The organism is Arthrobacter sp. lap29, assembly GCF_032458965.1.
In the GTDB taxonomy this organism is placed as follows: Bacteria; Actinomycetota; Actinomycetes; order Actinomycetales; family Micrococcaceae; genus Specibacter; species Specibacter psychrochitiniphilus.
Map to the genome: position 1 here is coordinate 326,190 of NZ_JAUCEK010000001.1, position 22,447 is coordinate 348,636.

Here is a 22,447-nt window from a genome sequence, read left to right on the forward strand (position 1 = left end):
AAGGAGCTCAAGGCATGAATTCGAAATCAAGCGGGGGAATTGGAACCGTGAAATCCCCCCGGCTTGGGCGTTCTCTGCCCGGGTCCCGAGCGCTGCGGCACCGTTTCGGTGCTGCCATTGCAGCTCTTCTCGCCGTGGGTTTACTGGGGCTTGTGCCCCCCGCCCAGGCCGACGATCTTGGCGATCAGGCCAGCGCCCTTGAACAGCAGGCTCACGATGTTCAAGCATCGCTTGAGTTTGTGGACTCCGGGATTGCCAAGTCTGCCGCGGATCTTGTCATGTTCCAGGGCCAGCTTCCAGGTGCCCAGGCGGCGCTGACACAGGCACAGAGCCGCGTGAGCGCGGCAACGGCTGAGGTTAACTCCCTCGCAGCACGGATGGATCTTGCCCAGCAGAACAAGGACAAGATCACAGCCCAAATAGCCACGGATGCCAAGAAGGCCACCGAAACAAAGGCGCTCATTGGCCAGATCGCCGCCCAGTCTTACAAGGCTGGCGGCTTGCCCGCCAACCTGACCTTGATTCTGGGCGCTGAATCCACCACGGACTTGGCTAACTCCATAGACTTGGCCGAACAAGCCTTGCGCAGCCAGACCGCGGCTCTGGAAGAGTTGACGGCACAGAAGGCAACCAACCAGAATGCCCAGGCTCGTCTGGTAGCGGTGGAAGCTGAAATCACTGACTTGAAGTCGCAGGCCGATGCGGCACTTATTGCCGAACAGAGCGCCCGTGATGCTGCCGCCACGCAAAAAGCCACAGTTGATAAGCTCATCACCGATTCAGCTTCACTGAATGCCAAATTAGAAGCTCAAAAGCCGCAGATCCAGGCCAAGCTCAAGGAAGTTCAGGGCAAAAAGGCTGCTGTTGCCGCTGAAATCGCGGAGATTCAGCGCAAAGAGCGTGAAGCTGCCGCGGCCGCTGCCAAGGCAGAAGCCGAACGGATTGCCCGTGCGCAGGCAGCAGCAGCCGCAGCCGCAGCAGGTAACAATAACGGTGGCGGTGGCGGTGGTGGCAATAGCTTCGTGCCTCCGCCCTACGTGCCGCCAGCACCGGGTAACCCCTCCGCGTTCGGACTCCAGCACCCCTTCTCCGTCAATGTCCCCATTACCTCCGGTTTCGGCTGGCGGCAAACACCTGCTGGCACCATCGACTTCAACGGCACGGGCGGCTACGTCCACACTGGCATTGACTTCGGCGCCACGTGCGGTACCCCCGTGTACGCGGCAGCAGCGGGCACCGTGGTCATGGCTGGCTGGGATGTTTGGGGAGGTGGCTGGGGTGTCAAGATCAGCCACGGTGTCATTCAAGGGAACGCTCTCCTGACGGCCTATTACCACAACACCAATGTCCAGGTCAGCAATGGCCAAAAGGTCAGTCGCGGCCAGTTGATCGCCATCTCCGGTGGAACAGGCAACTCCACCGGTTGCCACGCGCACTTTGAAACGTGGCTCAACGGTGTTGCTGTTGATCCCATGACCTTGCTCTAGGCTCTAGAAAAACCCTATTTTGCACCACCCGGCAGGCCCGGCTGAGAGTTGCATGACCCTCAGCCGGGCCTGTCGTTGTTAGACTTATACCTTGCGCCGCTGATGCGGCACCCAACCATCCGTGAAGGAGCCAGCTGTGCCGAAGGAAAGTGGCCTGAAGGTAGTGGCCACCAATCGCAAGGCCCGGCATGACTACCTCGTCATGGATACCTTTGAGGCCGGGTTGGTCTTGATGGGCACCGAAGTGAAATCGTTGCGTGAAGGCCGGGCCTCCCTGGTTGATGGCTTTGCCACCTTCTACGGAGATGAACTATGGCTTGAGGGTGTTTACATCCCCGAGTATCTAAATGGAAGCTGGACCAACCACACAGCCCGCCGCCGCCGCAAGCTGCTGTTGCACCGTGAAGAGTTGGAAAAGATTGAACGTAAAACCCGCGAATCCGGGTTCACCATTGTGCCCCTGCAGCTGTACTTCAAGGACAGCCGCGCCAAGGTGGAAATTGCCATTGCTCGCGGTAAGAAGGATTACGACAAACGCCACGCCCTGCGTGAACAGCAGGACAACCGTGAGGCGCTCCGTGCCATGCGCGAGAAGAACCGCGGCAGCGAGTAGGCAAGCAGGTTAGACCATGACGCGTGCTGGGCTTGAGAGCCCATCTCACCGGACGGTTTTATGAGTTGTTTGTGGGTGGTGTGTCCTAAGCTGACAGGTGAAGCATCTGTGGCGGAAGGAGGATCGTGACTGCGCTAAAAGATAAACGCTGGTGGATCGGCGCCCTTGGGCTTGTTGTTGTTGCGCTGGTGGTATTTTTTACCCTCCAATTCTTTCGCAACAATGCCCCTCAAATATCGCCCGCCAGTACCGCGCCGGCACAGACCGGCCCACCCGCCACCAGCACGGCCCCGCGGTCATCGTCCCCAGGCAACGCCTCGGTGCCCCCAACGCAGGCAAGTCTGGCTCCTGCGCCACCTGCGCCAAGCTTGGCTGAGGCAAAACTGGCGGCTATGACGTTAGAACAACGGGTGGGTCAAACGCTCATGGTTTCCTCGCCCGTGACCGGGGCAGACGCTGATTCTTTGTACGCCTTGGACACCCTGTACGTGGGCAATATTTTCATGGCGGGCCGCAGCGCGGCGGGGCAGGCCGAGATTGGAGCGGAAGTGGCTGCCATTACGGGTCATGTTTCCGGCTCGAGGACAGAGGGTGCGCGGCCATTCGTTGCTACCGACCAGGAAGGCGGGTTCGTGCAGATCATGCGCGGGCCAGGTTTTGCGCAGATACCCCAGGCCATTGAGCAAGGTCAGCTTTCGCCCGCGGAACTGCTCCGTGAGGCCACGGTGTGGGGGCAAGAGCTGGCCGCCGTGGGGGTCACCGTGAATTTGGCTCCCGTGCTGGACACAGTGCCCAGCGCAGAGTTCGCGCCACTGAACGCACCCATTGGGACCTTCGGACGCGAGTTTGGTTACACGCCCGCGGCAGTTTCGAGCCACGGGTTGGCTTTTGCTCAAGGCATGATGGATGCGGGCGTAGAGCCTACTGTGAAACATTTTCCGGGTCTGGGGCGGGTGACTGAAAATACTGATGTCTCCGCCGGCGTCACGGATGGCATTACGGTGCGCAATGACACCTATGTGGCCCCGTTCCGGGACGCTGTCAATGCTGGAGTGCCGTGGCTGATGATCTCAAATGCCTCATACCCGCGCATTGATCCGAACAATATGGCCCCGTTCTCCCGGATCATTGTGCACGACATGGTGCGTGGGGACCTCGGCTTCAAGGGTGTCATCATCAGCGACGATATTTGTAACGCCGTCCAAGTCTCGTCAGTGCCAGTCTCACAGCGTGGCGTGCTTTTCCTGGAAGCTGGCGGCACCATGGCGTTGTGTACCAATCAGGGGTTGATGCCGCAAATTTATGCGGGCATGGTTGACGCTGCCCGGACGGATCCCGCTTTTGCCGCAACAATTGACGCTGCGGCGCTGCTGATTCTGCAGCAAAAGCAAGCCAAGGGCCTCATTGACTAGCCCGAAGGAATATATTTGGCCCCGCATGCGCTAGCATGGATAGTCCACGGACAGTTCCCAACGGGCACGGTGCGTGGAATTGAAAAAACAATAGGGGATGATCGGTTTCGACGGTGTTCGTCGAGACAGGTGAAGCGGGTCGAGGATACAGGGTTATCTCGTAAACGATCTCTGTAAAACAATAAGTGCTGAATCAAATCGCACTGACTTCGCTCTTGCTGCCTAAGCAGTAAGACAGTCCGTCAGCCCGGGAATGCTCTCGTCCCGGATCCTGACGTCATTTAGAGGGCCACTGCTTCAAACGCTCGTTGTAGGCGTTTGAGGGACTCTTATACAACTGGGCCTGGCAGCTACTTGTTTGCGAGATAGCTGGGGCCGAGAAAAACCGACGCAAACTGCACCCGGAGAAGCCCTGACAACACAACATCGGACGGGAGTTCAATTCTCCCCATCTCCACATCCCTATTGGGACCTGTTCCCCACCATAGCGGTGGGGGACAGGTTCTTTTTTGTTCCGAAGCCTGGTTTTGCGGGTGGGGACTAGCACTCCACCACGTTGACGGCGAGCCCGCCCAGGGCTGTTTCCTTGTATTTGGAGTTCATATCGCGGCCCGTCTCCCGCATCGTGACGATCACCTCGTCGAGTGAAACCCGGTGCTGCCCGTCGCCCCACAGCGCCATTTTCGCCGCGTTGATGGCCTTGGCTGCGGCAATGGCGTTGCGCTCAATGCAGGGGATCTGCACCAACCCGCCAATGGGATCGCAGGTAAGCCCCAGATTGTGCTCCATGGCGATTTCCGCCGCGTTTTCCACCTGCTCCGGCGTACCTCCCATGACCTCGGCAAGTCCCGCAGCTGCCATGGACGACGCCGATCCCACCTCCCCCTGACAGCCCACCTCCGCACCGGAAATGGAGGCCTGCTCTTTGTACAGGACACCCACAGCCCCGGCCGCGAGGAGAAACTTAACCACGACGTCGTCCTTCTCCCGTTGTGTGGCAGTTGCCATCCCGTCGGTGTAGTGGGTGGCGTAGAACATAACTGCCGGGATGATGCCGGCGGCGCCATTAGTTGGTGCTGTGACCACCCGCCCGCCGGAGGCGTTTTCCTCATTGACGGCCAGTGCCACCAAGTTGACCCATTCCTGCCAGAACTTCGGGTCCCGGTGAGGGTCCTCCTGCTTGAGGCGGGCATGCCAGTCTGGTGCCCGGCGTCGAACTTTGAGGCCTCCTGGCAGCAAACCGGTGCGGGCCAAAGAAGCGTTCTTGCACTCCTCCATGACATCGCGCAAGTGCAGAAGCCCGCTGCGAATATCCAGGGCGCTGCGTTCCACTAGTTCATTGGCATACATGACTGCGCTGAAGTTCGCGCCGGCGGTGGCGCAATGGCCCAACAGTTCGGCCGCCGTTCTGAAGGGGTAGGGCAGTAGCGCCTTGGAACTCTCCAGCTCGGCCGTGGCGCTATCCACTTCGCCCTCACGCACAATGAAGCCGCCGCCCACGGAGAAGTAGGTGGCTTCGTGGATGGCATTGCCGGCGTCGTCGAGGACTGCGAATTTCACGCCGTTGGTGTGGCGGGGCAGGACCGTCAACGGGTGCAGGATCATTTCTTCGGCACCGTAGGCTAACTCCTTGCTGCCGGCAAGCAACAAGGGGGCGCCGGTGGCAAAGGCGGCAAGCCGTGATTCCACCTCCGCAGGGAGGATGAGTTCTGGTTCTCGGCCCTCGAGCCCCAGCAGTACTGCAGTCATGGTGCCGTGGCCGCGGCCAGTGGCAGCAAGGGATCCATAGAGGTCAACTCGTATAGCAGCAACTCGTGTCAGTACGCCGGCCACTTCGAGTTCGCGGACGAAGGCTGCGGCGGCCCTCATCGGTCCCACGGTGTGGGAACTGGAGGGGCCAATTCCTACGGTGAACAGATCAAATACGCCGACGCTCATGGCAGGGCCTTCCGGGATCATTGGGGCGCAGAGTCCAGGGTGTTGACCTGCTTTCCCATGGTACCGCCACGCCACGCGCACAGCCCCAGTCCGCACTTATCAGAGCCGGTGGTGAGCTCGAAAATTTATAGTTTCAAGCTAATGGTCATTTGATGGGCCGGTGGAAGGCCCTGGAAACGCTTATTGAGATGGGCGCTGATTGCACGAAAATCGTGTTCCGCGTTGGAATCAGCGGCTTCTTTCCGAGTAAGACAAGCTCCTCAGCGTTACTAAGTGAAGGTCCATCAAAAAAGGCAAAGTGAGAGCAAAAAATTGAGTGGTGGTCTGGCTCTGCAGCCAAACCACCACTCACCCCCAAAGTTTCATGCGAACCCTCGCAACATCCCGTGTTCACACATTCATTATTATGTCAGAGACTAATGGAAAAGTGTACATCTGGGCTCGAAATAATACATCGAAGTGATTATCAGCGGACTTACTGCTGGGCGGGGCGGCGGATGAAAGAGAACCAGACAAGAGACATCCCGGCCGCTACGAAGAGAATGGAGCCAAAGGAAAGTAACTGAACAAGGCTGCCCACGGGTAGAGGCGCGAGCTTGAGTACCAGAGTTATGCACACGAGGAAGAACCCCATGGACAGGCAGGCAGCTGCACTGCGGTCCACCAGGGCATACCCTGCGGAGAGGGCCGTCTTGGCCGTCGCGGGAACAAGTATGGCCGCAGCATAGGCCGTATAGCTCAGTCCAATCCACATATAGGCCGCCACAGTGGGCTGGTCGCCAAAACGGGTCAATCCAGGGCTGGAGCCCTCCACCTCGGAGAGCAGAAAAGTGATAAGAATACCCACAGTGCTGGCGGCCAGCACCAGCAGCCCGACTGGCCCTCGGATGAGCTTGAGAGCTCTTGGTGATTTATAGGCCGCAGCGACTCTGGAGGCCAGTAGAAAAAAGACAGAAAACAAGCTCAGCCGCACAATCACATTCGCCAGATTGTGCCCACCCAAGAGTTTATCCACGGGAAAATAAATACTGGGAATGCTCAAAGCCACAGCGATGGATGCCAAAGTAAAGATCCAAAATAACCCACGGTTGTGTCCGGACCGTAGGGCTGGAAGGCGCCAGGCAGTGCACAGGAGGCAAACTCCCAGCACCACCCACTGCAAGATTGAAATCATCCGAGATTCTCCCAAATACTTTGCACTGCTGCTCTGTCATCTTCACTGCGGCGCATGAGCCGGCCAAGAATTTCAAGCCGCTGAGCGGCGAGGGTAGCTAGAGCGCTGTTTGCGGTCTGCCTCAAGGCGAGTTCTCTAGCATCAGGAGCCCACCCTGCCTCTGTGGGGGAGAGAAAGCCGGTGGCAACCAGACCGTTGGTCAAGCCCACGTTGGCAATCCGGGCTGTGGCTACCGCAAGCTCAGCTGAGAGCCTGTTGGCGCTGATTTGGGCTGAGAAGTTCTGGGGTGCCATGGACGCATCCCGAGCCACTTTCTGGCGCAGCTCACCCACATCCACAGCGTCAAGCCAGGCCCGCACTGAGGATCTATGGGGAACAGGGTTCAAGGGCTCGGGTTTAGCCGCCAATGCACTCTCTCCTTGCGCCTGCCGGTGCAGGATCTCTTGGAGCAGGTCATAATCTGAAATTTGGCTCAGCAGCTCAGCTTGCGTCGGCGCTTTGATGCCTGTGGCCAGGTCAGTAAAAAGGGGGAAAGTGGAGAGGGAGGCCACCACGGGTAGGTTCAATGAACGGCTGACGGCGGCTACGGTGGCTACTGAAACCCGCCCCCGAACCAGCTGCTGGGCCAAAGTTGAGCGCTTAATGCCGGCGGATCGGCACACCGCTGCTTGGCTGGTATCGCCAGCAACAGTGCGCAGCCACTGCTGGAAGAGTTTGGCCGGAACTGTCACGTCAAAACTCTACTCGATGCAGGCCTGCAGCGCTGTGGCAAGCCGCGAACAAACCACACCGCCCCCACGCCCCGTTGCCTAACTACTGGTCTTGGGAATCGACGATGCCAATAAAACGGCTCCCCACGCCGTCGTACTGGCTGCGACGAGAACCGGGCTCAGGCTCAGGCAGCTCCGAGGTTTCATGGAAGTCGCAGATGACATAAGTGAATTCCGGCCACCACTTTTTGGGGCGGGCCACTTCCAGGAAATCGCACAGGTAGCAGCGCAGATCCACCCAGACCGGACGTTTACCGGTGGCGTTAGCCCGGGATTGCGCCAGCCACGCCGGGGGATTGGTGTCAAGGGCGGCAACTTCGGCGGCGCTCAAACGCGAGGGGATACCGTTGCGGGCTGCCATCTCCGGCGGAATATTCAGAGCTTGAGCCACTTGCCGGCGGTTGAGCGAGACGCGGGGGGAATTGTTGTTTGCCATGGTGCTATCAAGAATAGGTCTAAGCCTGCGCGCTGGCGATTCCTGCTCTCCGGCAGGGCACCGCAAAAGTTGCGTGGAACACGCCAAACACGCTCGGATGGCGCTCTATGGGGTCCAAACGGGGCCCTCGGGAGGGTGATAATCGCCACAAATTACCCATGGCGCAGGGCGCCGTGAGAGCAAATTTTGCGAGAATACAACAAATTTCCATACCATCCCCTATGCTGTGGGAAAACATCGAGGAATTTAAGGCGCGTTTCCAGCTTTCTAGGGCTAGGATGGGGCGCTGAAAGACCCCGCCACTACCACGAGTACTTCAGGAGTTTGAAAACCGCATGGCAACGGATTACGACGCACCCCGCAACAAGGACGAAGACCACGAGACAGAGTCGCTTCAGGCGCTCCAGGTTCAGCGTGGCGGTGCACAGACGGCTCATATTGACGTCGAAGATTCAGACACCGCAGAGGGCATGGATCTGCCCGGCGCGGACCTCTCCAACGAGGAACTGGTTGTTCAGGTCATTCCCGCCCAGGATGATGAGTTCACGTGCTCATCATGCTTCCTGGTCCGCCACCGCAGTCAGGTAGCACGTGAAAAGAACGGCATGCTGTTCTGCAAGGATTGCGAAGGCTAAAGAGGCCGGTACAGCCCGCGGCAGTTTAAGCGCTGCCGCAGGCTCAGCTGCGCTGCCGGCACGTAGCGTTCGTTGCAGCCGGGCGTCATTAAGCAGGAGAGCAAATCATGGTTGAGCATGTTCAAGAGCGATTGGCGCGGTTTGCCGCGCCCGGCGCTAATGCGCCGTGGCTACTGTGCGATAGCCATCCAGCTGGTGAGGTTGCCTTCACGGTGATTGGCGCAGATTTAGAGAGCATAGACATCAGTTACGGCGAACTGCGGACGAAGTCCATGCAGTTCGCCGCAGCTTTGCGCTCTCTTGGAGTCAAGCGCGGAGATCACGTGGCCACTCTCATGGCGAAGTCTGCCGAGCTGGTGATTGCCCTGCTGGGAATTTGGCGGCTGGGGGCCGTTGACGTTCCCCTCTTTACGGCTTTCGCCCATGACGCCATTGACTTCCGCCTCAAGTCCAGCGGTACGCGGCTGGTCATTTGCGATGCCGATCAGCGCCGCAAGCTGATGCCGCCGGGCGAGGTCCCCACCGATGCCTCCCTGCCGGTGGTGGTGGCTCACGGTGACGCTTTTGGTTACGATCTCTCACTCGATGAGATGGTGGCCGGGACCGGCGCCTTTGCCGATTTGGCGGAACTCTCCGCCGCAAATACAGGCCCGCCTTCCGCCGAGGATACTGCCGCGGATACGGCCCCGTACGACGCCGGACCGGTGGCCGTGGGTGCGGGTGGAACGCTGGCGCAGTTGTTTACCTCAGGGACCACTGGCGCGCCTAAGGGTGTGCCCATTCCCCTGCAGGCGGTAGCTTCCTTTGCTGGCTACCACCACTTTGGTTTGGATGTCCGCAAGGACGATGTTTTCTGGAACGCTGCCGATCCCGGCTGGGCTTACGGCTTGTACTTCGCTATTTTGGCGCCTCTGGCCGCAGGTCACCGCTCACTATTGCTCCGTGCCCCCTCCACGCCAGAGCTGGTGTGGGCCGTCATGGAGAAATTCTCCGTCACTAACTTTGCCGCAGCCCCCACGTTGTACCGTGCATTGCGCGCAGGATCTCCGGACGGGCTCCACCACCAGCTGCGCCGGGCCTCCAGCGCCGGTGAGCCGCTGACTCCCGACGTGATTGCCTGGGGCAAAGAGCGCTTCGGCGTGGACGTGCATGACCACTACGGCCAAACCGAGTTGGGCATGGTGGCTGGCAATGCCTGGGATGAATCCCTACAGGCACCCTTGCGGCCCGGCTCCATGGGCGTGCCGTTGCCGGGCTGGAGCGTGGACGTGCTGGCCGAGAATGCTGATGTGCCAGCCGCTGATGGGGAGCAGGGCCGCATAGCAGTCAATGTTCCACAAAGTCCCTTCATGTGGTTTTCCGGCTATGTGGATGCCCCGGCAAAGACTATGGAACGGTTCAGCGCTGACGGCCAGTGGTACCTCACCGGTGATGCCGGCCGCCGAGATAGCGATGGTTTCATTTACTTCTCTGCACGCGATGATGATGTCATCATCATGGCCGGGTACCGTATTGGCCCCTTCGACGTGGAATCCGTCATGGTGCGGCACCAAGGCGTTGGTGAAGTAGCGGTCATTGGTGCCCCGGATGATATTCGCGGTGAGGTTTTGGAAGCTTTCGTGGTGCTGCGCCCCGGATACCAGGCCTCCGATGAGCTCTGTATGGAATTGCAGCAGTTGGTAAAAACCGGATTTGCCGCCCATGCTTGCCCGCGGCGCATTCACTTTGTTTCAGAACTGCCCAAAACACCCAGCGGCAAGGTGCAGCGTTTTGTATTGCGCCGGGACCGGGCAGCGATGACCGAGAAAAACTAGCAGGCGGAGAAATCTAGTGGGACGACGCAGGGTGGATGGGCCTCAGGCCGCACGCTTGGACATAGTTGCGTTGAGCCCTGCGCTCCGGGGCGCAAGCCAGGTCCTCGGCTTCGTGCTGGAGGTGGCCATGCTGGCCGCATTCCTCTACTGGGGGTTCGCCCAGGCTGCACCCTGGAACCTAATCCTTGGCATAGCGCTCCCAGCGGTTGTGGTTGTTCTGTGGGGCGCCTTCTTGGCTCCTCGCAGCGAACGCTTTGTGGGGGCCCAACGCGCACTGTGGGCGGCCCTGCTCCTGTTCGTAGCCGCGGCTGTGGCCCTGTTCAGCGCAGGCTCAGCTGTTCTGGGCATCCTCATGCTGGTGGGAGCGGTGAGCCATTTTTCCCTGGCCCGCTGGCTCAGTGACCCGAAGTAATAGCTGGGAAGCTGCCGGTCAGAGCCCGGAGATTCAGAGCCCGGACATGTGGGGGACCATCAGGGTTCCTCCCGTGGGCTCCTGAACGCAGCAGCCAGCGTGCTGTCCTACCGATGCCAGCCACAGCGAAACCGCAGCGTCAGGGCCCAAGGTGAGAGGGCCGGCGTCGTGCGTGGCAGTTCTCAGGCCCACCTGCCAGCCGGCGCCAAAGGGCAACTGGCCAACTACCAACAGCTCCGTGTCAAGCCCCAGCCCCTGCTGCTCAAAGTAGCGCAAAAGCTCAGGGTCATGATCGCTGATGCGGCTAATCCGGCCTACATGCCCAGGATCGAGCTCGTCCAGACGGTGTGAGGGGACCATGGCGATCTGGCCCTGCGCATCGGGGATGGGATCGCCATGAGGGTCACGGAACGGGTGGCCCAACTTGGCGCTCATGCGTTCAATGAAATGATCAGAGACGGCATGTTCTAGCTGCTCCGCCTCGTCATGGACCTCGTCCCAGGTGTAACCGAGCTCGTTCACCAGATACGTTTCCAAAAGCCTGTGCCGCCGGACCATGGACAAGGCAAGGCTCAGACCCTTGGGTGTCAGGTGAATGGGGCTGTAGGGCTGGTGATCCACAAGGCCCTGATCCTTGAGCTTGCGCACCATTTCTGAGACGGATGAATTGGCAACGCCCAGGCGGGTGGCCAGCACCGATGAGGTGATGGGTTTGTCCTGCCACTCGGTGTAGGCATAAATGACCTTCACATAATCTTCGAAGCTGGAGGAAGTGGCAGTTGGTTTCACACCCTTCAGCCTACCCGTTAGCCCTGCCCCGTGAAGGTTAGCCACAGCAGCAGCGCGTTGAGAGCCACGATCAACACCACGCTCACCAATGCGGCCAAGCGCAGGAGCAGGCCGTCACGGTGTTCGCCCATCAGTTTTTTGCTGGCCGTCAGGCGTAGGAGGGGAATCAGCGCAAAGGGGATGCCGAAACTGAGCACAATCTGGCTAACAATCAGCGCCCACGTGGGGTCCACACCGACGGAGAGCAAGATGATAGCCGGGATCAGGCTCACCATTCGCCGGGTTTGCAGGGGGATACGCACCTTGAGCAAGCCGTTCATGATGGTGGAGCCTGCGTAGGCGCCCACCGAGGTTGACGCGAGTCCTGACGCTAGCAAGCCCACGGCAAAGACCACGCCTATCACCGGCCCCAGACTGGCGACAATGGCGGCATGGGCTCCTTCAATACTGTCAGTTCCAGAGATTCCACCCAAGGTGGAGGCCGCTAGCAGTAGCATGCCAATGTTGACGGCGCCGGCAAGAATAAGGGCCAAGACTACATCGATCCGGGTCGCCTTGATGATCTGGCGCAGGCGCTCTGGGGTGCTGCGGGCATCCGTATGGCGGTCCTTGGCCAGCTGTGAATGCAGATAAATGGCGTGCGGCATCACCGTTGCACCCAGCATGCCAGCCGCCAGCATGATGCTATTGGCGCCGTCGAACCGGGGTACCAGCCCGCCGATCACACCTGCCGGATCTGGTGGACTGAGCACCAGGCCTGCCAGAAAACCGATGGTGATAATGACGAGCAGAACAATAATGACGCTCTCAAAATGGCGTTGGCCGCGTCTATTCTGAACTGTCAGCAGAGCCATGGAAGCCAGGCCCACAATGAGCCCGCCTATGGGCAACGGAACTTGAAACAGCAAGTGTAGGGCGATGGCGCCGCCCACCACTTCCGCCAGATCGGTGGCCATGGCCACGAGCTCGGCCTGCACCCAAAAGAGCCGGCGGTTGCGGGTGCTGAAGCGTTCACCCAAGTGCTCCGGCAGGGATTTGCCCGTCACTACCCCCAACTTTGCGGATTGGTATTGGACCAGCATGGCCATGACATTGGCTGCGACCAAAACCCACACGAGCAGGTAGCCGTACTTGGCGCCGGAGGTGAGGTTAGCGGCCACGTTGCCGGGATCAACGTAGGCAATGGCAGCGACAAAGGCCGGGCCCAGCAGCAGCATCATGCCACCGCGAGGCCTGCGCCGTGCTGTCCTCTTGGCCGTGTCGAGCAAAGTCTCGCCTTTCGATGATCCTAAGTCAATTATTTAGGTCTACCGAAATTCTAAAACGTGGCAGGGGTGATTGTCGAGCCGGGAACGACTTATAGAAACTTTACGGGTGCCCGGGCTGCAGCTAGCGTTTTTGCGCCCGCCATGTTTGGGAGCTGTACGGTAGCTCAATGCTTTCACCGGGCGCGTGTTCCAGATGCTCATACAAGTACCACTGCAGATTGGTGATGACCTTGTCCCTGACCTGGTCTGTTGCCCTGAGGTAATAGCTGCGTGACTTTGCCAGATCGATGATCTCCTCAGCCGTGCGCTGCTGGGACCAATGGGTGGTGTGAGGTTGGGCTGGGAAGAATTCCGGACCAATCTGAGGGCTGAAATCTGCCTTGTGCACATCCCCTGCGTGCATGATCCGGGCTAAGCGGTGAACCCAGGGGAGTCCGACGTCCAGCTGGTTCCAAATCAGGCCCAAGGTTCCCCCCGGACGCAGTACGCGGGCAATCTCAGTACTTGCCGCGAGAGGATCCACCCAGTGCCAGGCCTGTGCCACCACGGCCAAGTCCATGGATTCATCTGGTAGGAGCAACTTTTCGGCGGTACCCACAACGGTGGTGGCCTGGGGCAGCTCCGCGCCAAGGTGCGCCAGCATGTCAGCCGAGGGGTCCACCGCCGTCATCGAGAAGTTGTGACGGGCCAACAGCTGCGTGTATTTGCCCGTGCCTGCACCAATGTCCACCACATTTTGGACGCTCCCGGCAGTTTCCAGCAGCCACGTCAAGGAATCCTCAGGGTAACCCGGGCGCACCAAATGATAATGCCCGCCGCCTTCCAAAAACGCGGCGGCCATGTGTTTGCGCCGCGCCGCATCAAAGACCGGTCCACCGGTGCCTGCCATGGTGCTCCTGAAAGTTGTGCCGGTCAATGCCGTTCAACTTTACCCCCAGGTGCTCCCCGCCCCGCACTTCCGGACGCTACTGCGTCTGCAAAATATGCCCGAATCTAACCGAGCGCTGGTATGGGGGTGGGTTAGTCGATGCTGCAGGGGGCTGCCCCTGCTGTCCCTGGCGTGTTCGGGGCCCAGCTGGGGTACTCCCGGTTGTCATTGGCGGGGACCCAGCGGCCGGAATCCACCACGTAGTCCCAGCCCAAGCCCTCCTGCAACAACGTTTGGATTCCAGCCACCAAGCGCTGAGCGTCCTCCAGCTGTGAGCCCACACCAAAACTTGCGCGCAGGGAACCCGCGGGCAGGCCCAAGCGGTTAAGCAGCGGGTGTGCGCAAAACTTTCCGTCACGCACGCCCACGCCATGCTCGGCAGAGAGGTATGCGGCCACCAGCCCGGCGTCGTACCCGGTGACCGAGAAGTTGACCACCCCAATGCTGCCGCAGTCCGGGTACGTGTCCGCGTCGCTAAAGAGCGAGTGGACAGTGACGCCCTCTAGCTCGTTGAGGCCGGCCACCAAGTGGGCGCGCAATTGCTGCTCGTGCTGGTGCCAGTCATCGGCATTCAGCGCAGCCAGCACAGACGTGGCCTTGGCCAAGGTGGCGGCACCCAAAACGTTGGGAGTGCCGCCCTCGTGGCGGGCCGGTCCGGTGGTCCAGCTGATGGATTCAAGCCGGACGTCCTTCACGGCTCCGCCACCGGCAAGGTGGGGGTGACCGGCGTCGAGCCAGTCAGGGCGGCCCACTAAAACCCCGGCGCCGAAAGGTGCGTAAAGCTTGTGGCCCGAGAACGCCAAGTAGTCAATGCCGGTGGCAGTCAGATCGATCCGGCGGTGCGGCACCAGTTGGGCGGCATCGAGAACAATCCGGGCGCCATAGCGGTGCGCCAGGGCGGTCAATTCGGCCATGGGCAGCACCTCCCCTGTCACGTTGGAGGCTCCGGTAACGGCCACGAGCAGCACGTTTCCTGCCCGCAGCGCCGTCTCAACACGGTCTAAGGTAGCGGCGATAGAGTCAGCGCCAACAACTGAACGGTGCGGCAGGGCCTGCCAAGGCAGCAGATTCGCATGGTGTTCAATGTCCAGGTAGAGCACCTCGCCGTGAACGTTGGAACGGCCCTCGGTGAAGCCCCTCTGTTGCAAAATCGATTCCACACAACCCGCCAACAAGTTCAGCGAATCTGTGGTGTTACGGGTGAAAATGACCGTGTCATCAGGCCGGGCGCCCACAAAACCGGCAACAATCTTGCGAGCATTTTCATAGACGGAGGTGCTGACCTGCGAGGCGAATCCAGCGCCACGGTGCACGCTCGCGTAGAACGGCAGCACCTCATTTAGGTGCGCTGCCACGTCCTTGATGGCCGGGGCAGACGCTGCATAGTCCAGGTTGGCGTAACGCACATGCCCGCCGTGAATCAGGGGGGCCGCCAGATCCTGGCCCACCACAGGCAGGAGCGGTGAATCGATGAGTTGTGTTGCATCCAAAACGGCAGAGCTCATGAGAAATTCCTTTGACACCAAAGGACCTTTTGGGGGTGCCAAGAAGTCCGCGCTTGCCAGAACCGAACAGGTTTGGCCAGGTCGTCACCCGGGGCACCCCACCGCGAAAGGAGGGTTGCCGGCCAGCAAACCGGGGTTTAGCGCTGGCACTCGTGACCTATGCCCAAAAGAGTAGCCCAAGATTTCTGCCGGTGCATCTATTACGTTTCATTTCGTACACCCTGGGTGAGTGCCGCGGATGGTGAAACAAAGAACGACGGCGGGAGGCCGCCGTCGTTCTTAACTCACTTGTACTTTATTATTTTGTGCGTCCAACGGGTCAGCCCAACAAGTCATCCCAATTGGGGTTCAGGCGTTGTAAAACTTCCGTGTGGAGGATGGAATTGGTGGCCAGGGCGTTGCCGCCGAAGGGGCCGTCGGCTCCCTCGAGCGAGGTGAAACGGCCGCCGGCTTCCTGCACAATGGGGACCAGTGCAGCCATGTCATAGAGGTTCAATTCCGGCTCACAGGCAATGTCAACACTGCCCTCAGCCACCATGCAATACGACCAGAAATCGCCATAGGCCCGGGTGCGCCAGACATCGTCGGTCAGGGAGATGAACTCATCACGGTTGCCACGTTCGGCCCAGCCCGTGAGCGAAGAGTATGAGAGTGAAGCATCTTTGAGCTCGGCCACATTAGAGACTCGGATGCGGGTGGCGGCGGCGAGTGACTTGCCCATGTATGCGCCCGTTCCTTGGGCCGCCCACCAACGCTTGCCCAGCGCAGGGGCACTAACAAGGCCGACTACGGGGACGCCGTCGTCAATTAGAGAGATCAGGGTGGCCCAGACCGGCACACCACGGACAAAGTTCTTGGTCCCGTCAATGGGATCGATAACCCAGCGCCGCGAACCGTGGCCACTGCTGCCGAACTCCTCACCCAGGACTGCGTCGCGGGGGCGGACCCGGGAGAGCTGGCTGCGGATGGACTCTTCTGCGGCCTTGTCGGCGTCGGTGACAGGGCTCAGATCCGGCTTGGTCTCGACGGCCAAATCCAAGGCCTTGAAACGGGACATGGTCAGGGAGTCAACACTGTCAGCAAGGACATGGGCCAGGCGGAGATCGTCGTTGTACGTCTGGGGTGCGAAGGTCATGGGTTCACGCTATCGCGGTTTAGGCCCAACACCCGTCAGGACGCCGCTGGGCCTGCGCACCATTTGTCCGCCAACGGTGCGCCACTCTTGAAGTGGAGCACCACTGACGGGTCAACCGTGCGCGGCACCAGGGCCGCGCTAGTCCGTGCTGCCAAGTTCCTTTTCTGCGGCACGGCCTTCGGTACGGTCGCTGGTGCCCAGCAGGCGCCGCAGCGAGGCAAGCCGTGCCGGCCCCGATGCGCCCGCGTGCCCGGCGGCAACGTAGGTATCCACACAGCAATTGACGGCGGCGCTGTCATGTTTGCAGCCGCGCTCACAATCCTCCGTGCCCGGTTGCAGATCCGGGAAGGCGGCAATAATGCGGTCGGGGTCCACATGGGCCAGACCAAAGGAGCGGATGCCGGGGGTGTCAATGATCCAAGAACCGGGCACTGCATCTTGCAATTTCAGCGCCAACGCCGAGGAAGAGGTGTGACGGCCGCGGCCTGTGACGGCATTGACGCCGCCTGTGGCCCGCTGCGAACCTGTCAAGGCGTTAACCATGGTGGACTTGCCAACGCCTGAGTGCCCCACCAGGACGCTGACCTTCCCATCGAGATATCCGTGCAATTGTTCCACGGCGCCACCGGACAGGAGCGCGGAGTGGCCGTCGTCGCTGCGTGCGTCGATGCCAAAGACGCCGTCCGCGGCAGTGCGGCTGATGATGACCGTCATGTCCAGGTGCTCGTAGTTGGCCAGCAACTCTGAAGGGTCCTTGATGTCTGTTTTGGTGATCAGCAGCAACGGCGCAATTCCGGAGTCATAAGCGGCCACCAGGGCCCGGTCGATGAAGCCAGTGCGCGGTTCCGGATTTGCCGCGGCCACCACAATGACCAGCTGGTCTGCGTTGGCCACCACCACCCGCTCCACAGGATCGGTGTCATCGGCACTGCGGCGCAGCAGCGTGCGGCGTTCCTCGATCCGGACAAGCCTGGACAAGGTGTCAGGCTTGCCGGTGGTATCTCCCACGAGAGAGACAAAGTCCCCGGCCACCACGGGATTGCGCCGCAGTTCCCTGGCACGGGCCGCGATCAGGACACGTTGGCTGGGCAGGTCCTCATCCACAATGGCCGTGTACCGGCCCCGATCCACCGTGATAATCCGGCCAATGACGGCATCTTCATGGGCGGGCCGGTCCTTGGTGCGCGGACGGCTGCCCTTCTTATTGGCTCGGACGCGGACATCGGATTCGTCCCAGTTGCTGTAATCCCGTGCCATACCCTAAACCCCGGCTTCAACCGCCGCGGTGCTACCGGTGCCAGCGGACGGTTCGGCGGTTTGGGCCACCATATCCGCCCACATGGCAGGGAAACCAGGCATAGTTTTGGCCGTAGTGCCAATGTTTTCAACCTCGACGCCGGGCACGGCCAAGCCGATGATGGCGCCAGCCGTGGCCATCCGGTGATCGTGGTAACTGTGGAAGACGCCGGCGCGCAGCGGTGCCGGGGTAATGATCAGGCCGTCCTCGGTTTCCACAGCATCCCCGCCCAAGGCGTTGATCTCGGCAACCAGGGCGGCCAGCCGGTCCGTCTCATGCCCACGCAGGTGTGAGATCCCGCGAAGGCGCGATGGCGTTGACGCCAACGCGCAGATGGCTGCCGTGGATGGGGCCAGCTCTGATGTGTCAGAAATGTCCACACCGCGAATTTGCGCCCCGCCCGTAACTGTCAAGACACCGTTTTCGAGTGTCACCGTGGCACCGAACTGGGGCAGGATTTCACGCCACTTATCACCCACCTGGGTGGTGTTGGCGGGCCAGTTGGGGATGCGGACGGTGCCGCGAGTAGCCAGCGCAGCCGCCAGGAAGGGGCCGGCGTTGGAGAGGTCCTGTTCAAGTTCCACGTCAAAACCGGCAATGCTGGCAGGCTTGACGAACCAGTGATTAGGGGTGGAATCATCCACAGAAACGCCCAAGGACCGCAGGATTTCCACAGTCATGGAAATGTGGTCCACGCTGGGGACGGACTCGCCAATGTGCTCAAGGTGCAGACCCTGGGAAAAACGGGAAGCAACCAGCAGAATTGCCGAAATGAACTGTGAGGAACCGCCCGCATCAACTTGCACATGGCCGCCGTGCACAGCGCCGGTGCCGTGAACAGTGAACGGCAAGAAACCATCCTCACCATCGTCAACCCGCACACCGAGCCCCTCCAGTGCCACCACAATCGGAGCCATGGGACGCACCAACGCCGCGGGATCGCCGCTGAACCTCACAGCACCGGAAACCAGTGCGGCCAGCGGAGGGACAAAACGCATGACAGTGCCCGCCAGGCCGCAGTCCACCAGAATCCCGGAATCGGGAGCAGAAAAACCGGCAGGAATGGGGGTGACCACCAGATCCGGGACATCACCGTTACCGGGAACTTCCAAGATGCCGGCACCCAAGGCACGCAGCGCGCCGATCATGAGGTCCGAATCGCGCGATTGCAGCGGTGCGCGCAGACGGGATTCACCCTCGGCGATGGCTGCGAGAACAAGATACCTGTTGGTCAGCGATTTGGAAGCCGGAATTCTTACAGTGGCATCCAGAGGCAGTGCGGAAAAAGGTGCGGGCCAATGGGCGGTGGTCATGGGTTCTTACTGTCCTGTCACATCGTGAGCGAGCGCGCGGACTTGCTTATCCGCATTCTTCAACTGGGTTTTGGCATTCTTTTTGCCGCTCGCAAGCAGTTTCTCGGTGCGCCAAGCAAGACCCGGACGCCCCTCGGTATCCATACTTGCCAGCAGAGCGCCGCCAATCAAGGCAATGTTGCTTGAGAGCTGATTGCGCCGGTGGGCACGGTTTTCCTTGGTGTCTGTGTTCGCATTGCGGTACTCAACCACAGTGGACAGCCCCGCCGTCAGGGCCAGCACGACGGCGGCGGGCCGGGAAAATTTGCCAGCGGCCAGCAGGACGCCGGCACCCACCTGGGCTGCGGCAAGTGCCCGGGCGAGAGTTTTCTCACTGACGTCAAGGGGCAGGGCCGCACTGAGCGGGCCCAAAACAGGTGAGAGTTGCTTGGCTGTCGTCTCTGCGTGGCGCAACCGGTCTAAGCCGGAAAAGATAAACGACGACGCGAGCATAGGGCGGGCGATTGCTCGGATAATGGACAAGGAGGCCTCCTTAGTGGTGCTGTCAGCCATCCGTGGGCGGCCTGTGCCAGCCCGCGGAAGGCTCATGCTGTGTACAAGTCTCCCACGAGTGTTAGTGCTCATGCGCTCATTGCGGAATATCCCGCGCCGTTACCCAGTTTGAATGATTAGAGATGGTTCCAGAGAGCGCCGGGTAGGCGGAAGAAACGTGTGAAGGAAAGGCGGCTATGCAGACTCTTAGCCCTGTGGCGCGTGCAGCAACGGACGGGATGCTGCGTCTGAGCATAGACTCATCAGTGATGAACACTTCCGAGCCTGAGCAAACCACCAGCAACGAAACTGTGAGCACGCCCACTGTGGCTATCACGGACGTTGCGGGTGTTGATGTTGCCAATGAGTCCATTGAAGCAAGGCGCGCCCGTTTTGAACGCGATGCCATGGTGTACGTTGACCAGCTATATTCGGCGGCCATGCGCATGGCGCGAAATCCTGCAGACGCCGAGGATTTGGTGCAGGAGGCCTACACCAAGGCGTTTTCAGCGTTCCACCAATATAAGCCGGGCACAAACCTGAAGGCTTGGCTGTACCGGATCCTGACCAACACCTATATCAACTTGTACCGCAAGCGTCAGCGTGAGCCGCTGCAATCCAATGCTGATTCCGTGGAGGACTGGCAGCTGGCACGGGCGGAATCGCATACGTCCGCGGGTTTGCGTTCCGCCGAAGCAGACGCCCTGGACCACCTGCCAGATTCGGACGTGAAGAACGCACTGCAAGCCATTCCGGAGGAATTCCGGTTGGCCGTGTACTTTGCCGATGTGGAGGGATTTGCCTACAAGGAAATCTCAGAGATCATGAACACCCCCATTGGCACCGTGATGTCACGGCTACACAGGGGAAGAAAACTATTGCGAGATATGTTGGCTGACTACGCCGTGGAACGCGGTTACCTCAAGGACGCCAAGCAACTAACTGAGACGGAGAAATGACCATGGGCGACTGCCAAAGCCTGGGCGATTGCGACGACGAACGCATCGCAAGGATCTACGAATACCTTGACGGCGCGCTGTCCTGCGAGGACCTCACCGAGATCAAAAATCACCTTGACGCCTGCACCGACTGTTCGCAGGAGTACGATCTGGAGTGCGTCATCCGTTCCGTGGTGAAGCGCTCCTGCAAGGAAGCCGCTCCGGAAACCCTCAAGGCAGCCATCCTGGCCCGCCTCCATGCAGGTAAGCCCGCCGCCGTTTAGCGGGCAGCCGTTTAGCTGACAGCCGTCTAGTCAGCAGGCGTCGGAGGACGCAGGGAGATGGTGCTGTACTGACTGGCCGGCCGGCCCGTCACGCGCCGGTGCAGCGAACCTGCGATCAGATGTGCCTGCACCTTCGCCATTTCGGCTTTCTTGCCAGCAAAGAGCTCGTCCACAGTGGCGGTCCATAACTGCAGCCAACGGTTGAAATGCTCCAGGCTCAGCGGTTCTTTAGCGTGGATATGGAAGTGGATCTCCAAGGCATTCCTGTTGTACAACCCGGCCTTGAACAACACTGTCTGCCAAAAGTCAGCCATGATGGGCAGGTGCCGCGGCAGGTCCATGTGCACCACATCGGTGAAGATGTACCCGATCGAAGCATCCGCGAACGCCTTGGTATAAAAGCTCTCCACCAGCATCAAGATGTCCTCCCGCGTGGTGATATCGGGGAGCTCCGCCGCGCATTTTTCCGTGCTGGAGGGGTTGTAGGCTGCCACGTTCGACGCCGTTCTGCCGGAGTTGCGTGCCGTGCGTTTCATGGGTGCCTAAGCCGCCACGGCAAGAAGCAGCAGAACGCCGGCTAGAGGAAGGGCAATGGCCTTGAGAAGTTCCGAGGCAATGTAGGTGATGTGCGTGATGGTGGCGACTTTGGCCTTCACCGCGGTACCGCCCGAGTGGGTCAGGGCCGTGTCCGAGAGCGCCTTGGTCCGCGCGGACATTGCAGGGCGCAGAACCAGGGCCTGTAGGGCCAAGGCAATAAGGGGCAGTGCCAATATAATGCCGATAGGCAAAGTTACCAGGTCCTGTCTTTGCGTCCATGCGCCCACCATGGCTACTGCCAAGAGCGCCTCCACCAAGTTCAGCACCTTGAAGACGAGCCTGCCAATGCCAACTCCCAAAGCGTGAGTCATACCCGGGGCCTTGAACTTCAGCGGCGTTTCTATGAATGAGATGGCGAAGATCATGCCAAACCAAACAAACGGAACCATGACCAGGACAACCAGCGCGAGCATTTCCCAACTTCCTTAGAGGGCGGCAAGAGGCCGTTATTTCCAGCCTATCTTTAGAACAGTATTTTCCGTGATTAATGGGCTAGTGCGTAGCTCACACAGGGTTGGGGCGCGGCATGAAAAAGCCCGTCCTGCCGGTTGGCGGGACGGGCTTTTACTTATTACGTCAAGACTTACGTGTTGGGACGCTTACCGTGGTTTGCGCCGCCACTCTTACGATCCCGACGCTTACGTGAACGCTTCGACATAGCTGCCTCCAATCATCTGAAAAAAGATCTTCAAAACCGATCCGAATCAAGTTTCTCATAGGTGACACATCCGCGCCTAACCGGCGGTTCAGGCGTGGCTGCTCAGTGACGACGGCGGGTAAAAGGGCGAGGTGCCTGCTCCCAGCATCATGGCTGCTGCGTCGCCAGCGAGCCACCAGGAAACAGTGCTCACACCGGTGTGGGCCAGGTCCTGTTCAACCCCACCGGCAGGTGCTGTGCCAGTATGGGTGACTGGCCGTGGGTGTAGTTGCGGCGGGCGAGCCCGCATAAATGCTTGCAAAAGCGCCGGTGACCGTCACACCCCAGAATGCTGCCACAATGCGCTGGGGAACTTCCGCGGTAGCGGCAACGGCCGGGTATTGAGGACCGGCAACCGCCTCGCTGCCCAACTCATAGAAATTTACGCTCGCTGGCCCGGAGAGACGGTCCTAGAGGCTCTTTGCAAAAAGTGCGGCTTGTTTGCTCGGAGCGCCCACAGTTTGAACCGAGCCG

At 60.2% G+C, this 22,447-nt stretch carries 24 protein-coding genes, 1 other RNA gene and 1 riboswitch; of the genes, 9 read left to right on the forward strand and 16 right to left on the reverse strand.

Features of this window, described 5'->3' with window-relative positions; translation table 11 throughout:
- The first annotated feature begins 14 nt into the window (after positions 1-14).
- The 4 genes from RY113_RS01445 (at position 15) to ssrA (ending at position 3,972) form a co-directional block, all read left to right on the forward strand.
- Positions 15-1,487: a M23 family metallopeptidase gene (locus RY113_RS01445; RefSeq protein ID WP_110106576.1), complete on the forward strand. Its 1,473-nt coding sequence runs from the start codon at positions 15-17 to the stop codon at positions 1,485-1,487.
- Between the two features lie 136 nt (positions 1,488-1,623).
- Positions 1,624-2,100 carry an SsrA-binding protein SmpB gene (gene smpB, locus RY113_RS01450; RefSeq protein ID WP_110106577.1) on the forward strand — a complete coding sequence of 159 codons (477 nt, stop codon included), beginning with the start codon at positions 1,624-1,626 and terminating at the stop codon, positions 2,098-2,100.
- Positions 2,101-2,225: 125 nt separating this feature from the next.
- On the forward strand, positions 2,226-3,512 hold the full coding sequence (locus tag RY113_RS01455) for a glycoside hydrolase family 3 N-terminal domain-containing protein (RefSeq protein ID WP_315913055.1): 1,287 nt from the start codon (positions 2,226-2,228) through the stop codon (positions 3,510-3,512).
- 93 nt (positions 3,513-3,605) lie between these two features.
- Positions 3,606-3,972: a transfer-messenger RNA gene (gene ssrA, locus RY113_RS01460) on the forward strand.
- Between the two features lie 80 nt (positions 3,973-4,052).
- On the opposite strand, the gene RY113_RS01465 is transcribed toward ssrA, so the two are convergent.
- The 4 genes from RY113_RS01465 to RY113_RS01480 all read right to left on the reverse strand — a co-directional run bounded on the left by RY113_RS01465 (position 4,053) and on the right by RY113_RS01480 (position 7,830).
- Positions 4,053-5,450 (reverse strand): L-serine ammonia-lyase, encoded by a 1,398-nt coding sequence (locus tag RY113_RS01465; RefSeq protein WP_315913056.1) that lies wholly within the window; start codon positions 5,448-5,450, stop codon positions 4,053-4,055.
- 475 nt (positions 5,451-5,925) lie between these two features.
- Entirely contained in the window at positions 5,926-6,513 is a 588-nt protein-coding gene (locus RY113_RS01470) for a hypothetical protein (protein WP_146213045.1), read from the reverse strand.
- Between the two features lie 107 nt (positions 6,514-6,620).
- Positions 6,621-7,355, reverse strand: coding sequence for a hypothetical protein (locus tag RY113_RS01475; RefSeq protein ID WP_315913058.1), 735 nt, complete (start codon positions 7,353-7,355; stop codon positions 6,621-6,623).
- 82 nt (positions 7,356-7,437) lie between these two features.
- The gene (locus RY113_RS01480) at positions 7,438-7,830 is read right to left on the reverse strand and encodes a hypothetical protein (protein ID WP_110106580.1); all 393 of its coding nucleotides are present in this window, start codon (positions 7,828-7,830) and stop codon (positions 7,438-7,440) included.
- A gap of 335 nt (positions 7,831-8,165) precedes the next feature.
- On the opposite strand from RY113_RS01480, the gene RY113_RS01485 reads away from it, so the two are divergent.
- From RY113_RS01485 to RY113_RS01495, 3 genes are all read left to right on the forward strand, one after another.
- Positions 8,166-8,465, forward strand: coding sequence for a DUF4193 domain-containing protein (locus RY113_RS01485; protein WP_062007187.1), 300 nt, complete (start codon positions 8,166-8,168; stop codon positions 8,463-8,465).
- Positions 8,466-8,572: 107 nt separating this feature from the next.
- A complete protein-coding gene (locus RY113_RS01490; RefSeq protein WP_315913060.1) occupies positions 8,573-10,279 on the forward strand; it encodes an AMP-binding protein in 1,707 nt (568 codons plus the stop codon).
- A gap of 16 nt (positions 10,280-10,295) precedes the next feature.
- Entirely contained in the window at positions 10,296-10,691 is a 396-nt protein-coding gene (locus tag RY113_RS01495) for a YrdB family protein (protein WP_315913061.1), read from the forward strand.
- A gap of 33 nt (positions 10,692-10,724) precedes the next feature.
- Here the strand turns inward: RY113_RS01495 and RY113_RS01500 are convergent, their stop codons facing one another.
- The 8 genes from RY113_RS01500 to RY113_RS01535 all read right to left on the reverse strand — a co-directional run bounded on the left by RY113_RS01500 (position 10,725) and on the right by RY113_RS01535 (position 19,448).
- Positions 10,725-11,480 (reverse strand): metal-dependent transcriptional regulator, encoded by a 756-nt coding sequence (locus RY113_RS01500; RefSeq protein WP_110106583.1) that lies wholly within the window; start codon positions 11,478-11,480, stop codon positions 10,725-10,727.
- Positions 11,481-11,497: 17 nt separating this feature from the next.
- The gene (locus RY113_RS01505; protein WP_315913063.1) at positions 11,498-12,748 is read right to left on the reverse strand and encodes an Nramp family divalent metal transporter; all 1,251 of its coding nucleotides are present in this window, start codon (positions 12,746-12,748) and stop codon (positions 11,498-11,500) included.
- A gap of 121 nt (positions 12,749-12,869) precedes the next feature.
- Positions 12,870-13,637: a class I SAM-dependent methyltransferase gene (locus RY113_RS01510; RefSeq protein ID WP_315913064.1), complete on the reverse strand. Its 768-nt coding sequence runs from the start codon at positions 13,635-13,637 to the stop codon at positions 12,870-12,872.
- A 131-nt stretch (positions 13,638-13,768) separates the two neighbouring features.
- A complete protein-coding gene (locus RY113_RS01515) occupies positions 13,769-15,181 on the reverse strand; it encodes an aminotransferase class V-fold PLP-dependent enzyme (RefSeq protein WP_315913065.1) in 1,413 nt (470 codons plus the stop codon).
- Positions 15,182-15,225: 44 nt separating this feature from the next.
- Positions 15,226-15,339: riboswitch (SAM riboswitch) on the reverse strand.
- Positions 15,340-15,500: 161 nt separating this feature from the next.
- Positions 15,501-16,316, reverse strand: coding sequence for a histidinol-phosphatase (hisN, locus tag RY113_RS01520; RefSeq protein WP_110106587.1), 816 nt, complete (start codon positions 16,314-16,316; stop codon positions 15,501-15,503).
- Positions 16,317-16,454: 138 nt separating this feature from the next.
- The gene (rsgA, locus tag RY113_RS01525) at positions 16,455-17,573 is read right to left on the reverse strand and encodes a ribosome small subunit-dependent GTPase A (RefSeq protein WP_315913066.1); all 1,119 of its coding nucleotides are present in this window, start codon (positions 17,571-17,573) and stop codon (positions 16,455-16,457) included.
- A gap of 3 nt (positions 17,574-17,576) precedes the next feature.
- Positions 17,577-18,926, reverse strand: a complete 1,350-nt coding sequence (gene aroA, locus RY113_RS01530; RefSeq protein WP_315913067.1) for a 3-phosphoshikimate 1-carboxyvinyltransferase — start codon at positions 18,924-18,926, stop codon at positions 17,577-17,579.
- 6 nt (positions 18,927-18,932) lie between these two features.
- Positions 18,933-19,448 carry a DoxX family protein gene (locus RY113_RS01535; RefSeq protein ID WP_110106724.1) on the reverse strand — a complete coding sequence of 172 codons (516 nt, stop codon included), beginning with the start codon at positions 19,446-19,448 and terminating at the stop codon, positions 18,933-18,935.
- Between the two features lie 278 nt (positions 19,449-19,726).
- On the opposite strand from RY113_RS01535, the gene RY113_RS01540 reads away from it, so the two are divergent.
- Entirely contained in the window at positions 19,727-20,416 is a 690-nt protein-coding gene (locus tag RY113_RS01540; protein WP_396334194.1) for a sigma-70 family RNA polymerase sigma factor, read from the forward strand.
- Positions 20,417-20,418: 2 nt separating this feature from the next.
- Positions 20,419-20,679, forward strand: coding sequence for a mycothiol system anti-sigma-R factor (gene rsrA, locus RY113_RS01545; RefSeq protein WP_110106725.1), 261 nt, complete (start codon positions 20,419-20,421; stop codon positions 20,677-20,679).
- A 26-nt stretch (positions 20,680-20,705) separates the two neighbouring features.
- Here rsrA and RY113_RS01550 read toward each other — a convergent pair whose 3' ends face one another.
- From RY113_RS01550 to RY113_RS01560, 4 genes are all read right to left on the reverse strand, one after another.
- Positions 20,706-21,215 (reverse strand): group III truncated hemoglobin, encoded by a 510-nt coding sequence (locus tag RY113_RS01550; protein ID WP_211315128.1) that lies wholly within the window; start codon positions 21,213-21,215, stop codon positions 20,706-20,708.
- 6 nt (positions 21,216-21,221) lie between these two features.
- Positions 21,222-21,689: a hypothetical protein gene (locus RY113_RS01555; protein ID WP_315913070.1), complete on the reverse strand. Its 468-nt coding sequence runs from the start codon at positions 21,687-21,689 to the stop codon at positions 21,222-21,224.
- A gap of 170 nt (positions 21,690-21,859) precedes the next feature.
- Positions 21,860-21,934, reverse strand: a complete 75-nt coding sequence (locus RY113_RS18465) for a 50S ribosomal protein bL37 (RefSeq protein WP_373366723.1) — start codon at positions 21,932-21,934, stop codon at positions 21,860-21,862.
- Positions 21,935-22,022: 88 nt separating this feature from the next.
- Positions 22,023-22,223: a hypothetical protein gene (locus RY113_RS01560; protein WP_315913071.1), complete on the reverse strand. Its 201-nt coding sequence runs from the start codon at positions 22,221-22,223 to the stop codon at positions 22,023-22,025.
- Positions 22,224-22,447: the final 224 nt, after the last annotated feature.

What these genes read in the sequence shown, in the direction of transcription:
- RY113_RS01540 (WP_396334194.1), top strand. Translation starts at nt 19,727, where the DNA reads ATGAACACTTCCGAGCCTGAGCAAACCACCAGCAACGAAACTGTGAGC.
- aroA (WP_315913067.1), bottom strand. Translation starts at nt 18,926, where the DNA reads ATGACCACCGCCCATTGGCCCGCACCTTTTTCCGCACTGCCTCTGGAT.
- RY113_RS01510 (WP_315913064.1), bottom strand. Translation starts at nt 13,637, where the DNA reads ATGGCAGGCACCGGTGGACCGGTCTTTGATGCGGCGCGGCGCAAACAC.
- RY113_RS01550 (WP_211315128.1), bottom strand. Translation starts at nt 21,215, where the DNA reads ATGAAACGCACGGCACGCAACTCCGGCAGAACGGCGTCGAACGTGGCA.
- RY113_RS01560 (WP_315913071.1), bottom strand. Translation starts at nt 22,223, where the DNA reads ATGCGGGCTCGCCCGCCGCAACTACACCCACGGCCAGTCACCCATACT.
- RY113_RS01465 (WP_315913056.1), bottom strand. Translation starts at nt 5,450, where the DNA reads ATGAGCGTCGGCGTATTTGATCTGTTCACCGTAGGAATTGGCCCCTCC.
- RY113_RS01490 (WP_315913060.1), top strand. Translation starts at nt 8,573, where the DNA reads ATGGTTGAGCATGTTCAAGAGCGATTGGCGCGGTTTGCCGCGCCCGGC.
- RY113_RS01445 (WP_110106576.1), top strand. Translation starts at nt 15, where the DNA reads ATGAATTCGAAATCAAGCGGGGGAATTGGAACCGTGAAATCCCCCCGG.
- hisN (WP_110106587.1), bottom strand. Translation starts at nt 16,316, where the DNA reads ATGACCTTCGCACCCCAGACGTACAACGACGATCTCCGCCTGGCCCAT.
- RY113_RS01515 (WP_315913065.1), bottom strand. Translation starts at nt 15,181, where the DNA reads ATGAGCTCTGCCGTTTTGGATGCAACACAACTCATCGATTCACCGCTC.
- RY113_RS01555 (WP_315913070.1), bottom strand. Translation starts at nt 21,689, where the DNA reads ATGCTCGCGCTGGTTGTCCTGGTCATGGTTCCGTTTGTTTGGTTTGGC.
- rsgA (WP_315913066.1), bottom strand. Translation starts at nt 17,573, where the DNA reads ATGGCACGGGATTACAGCAACTGGGACGAATCCGATGTCCGCGTCCGA.
- rsrA (WP_110106725.1), top strand. Translation starts at nt 20,419, where the DNA reads ATGGGCGACTGCCAAAGCCTGGGCGATTGCGACGACGAACGCATCGCA.
- RY113_RS01480 (WP_110106580.1), bottom strand. Translation starts at nt 7,830, where the DNA reads ATGGCAAACAACAATTCCCCCCGCGTCTCGCTCAACCGCCGGCAAGTG.
- RY113_RS01485 (WP_062007187.1), top strand. Translation starts at nt 8,166, where the DNA reads ATGGCAACGGATTACGACGCACCCCGCAACAAGGACGAAGACCACGAG.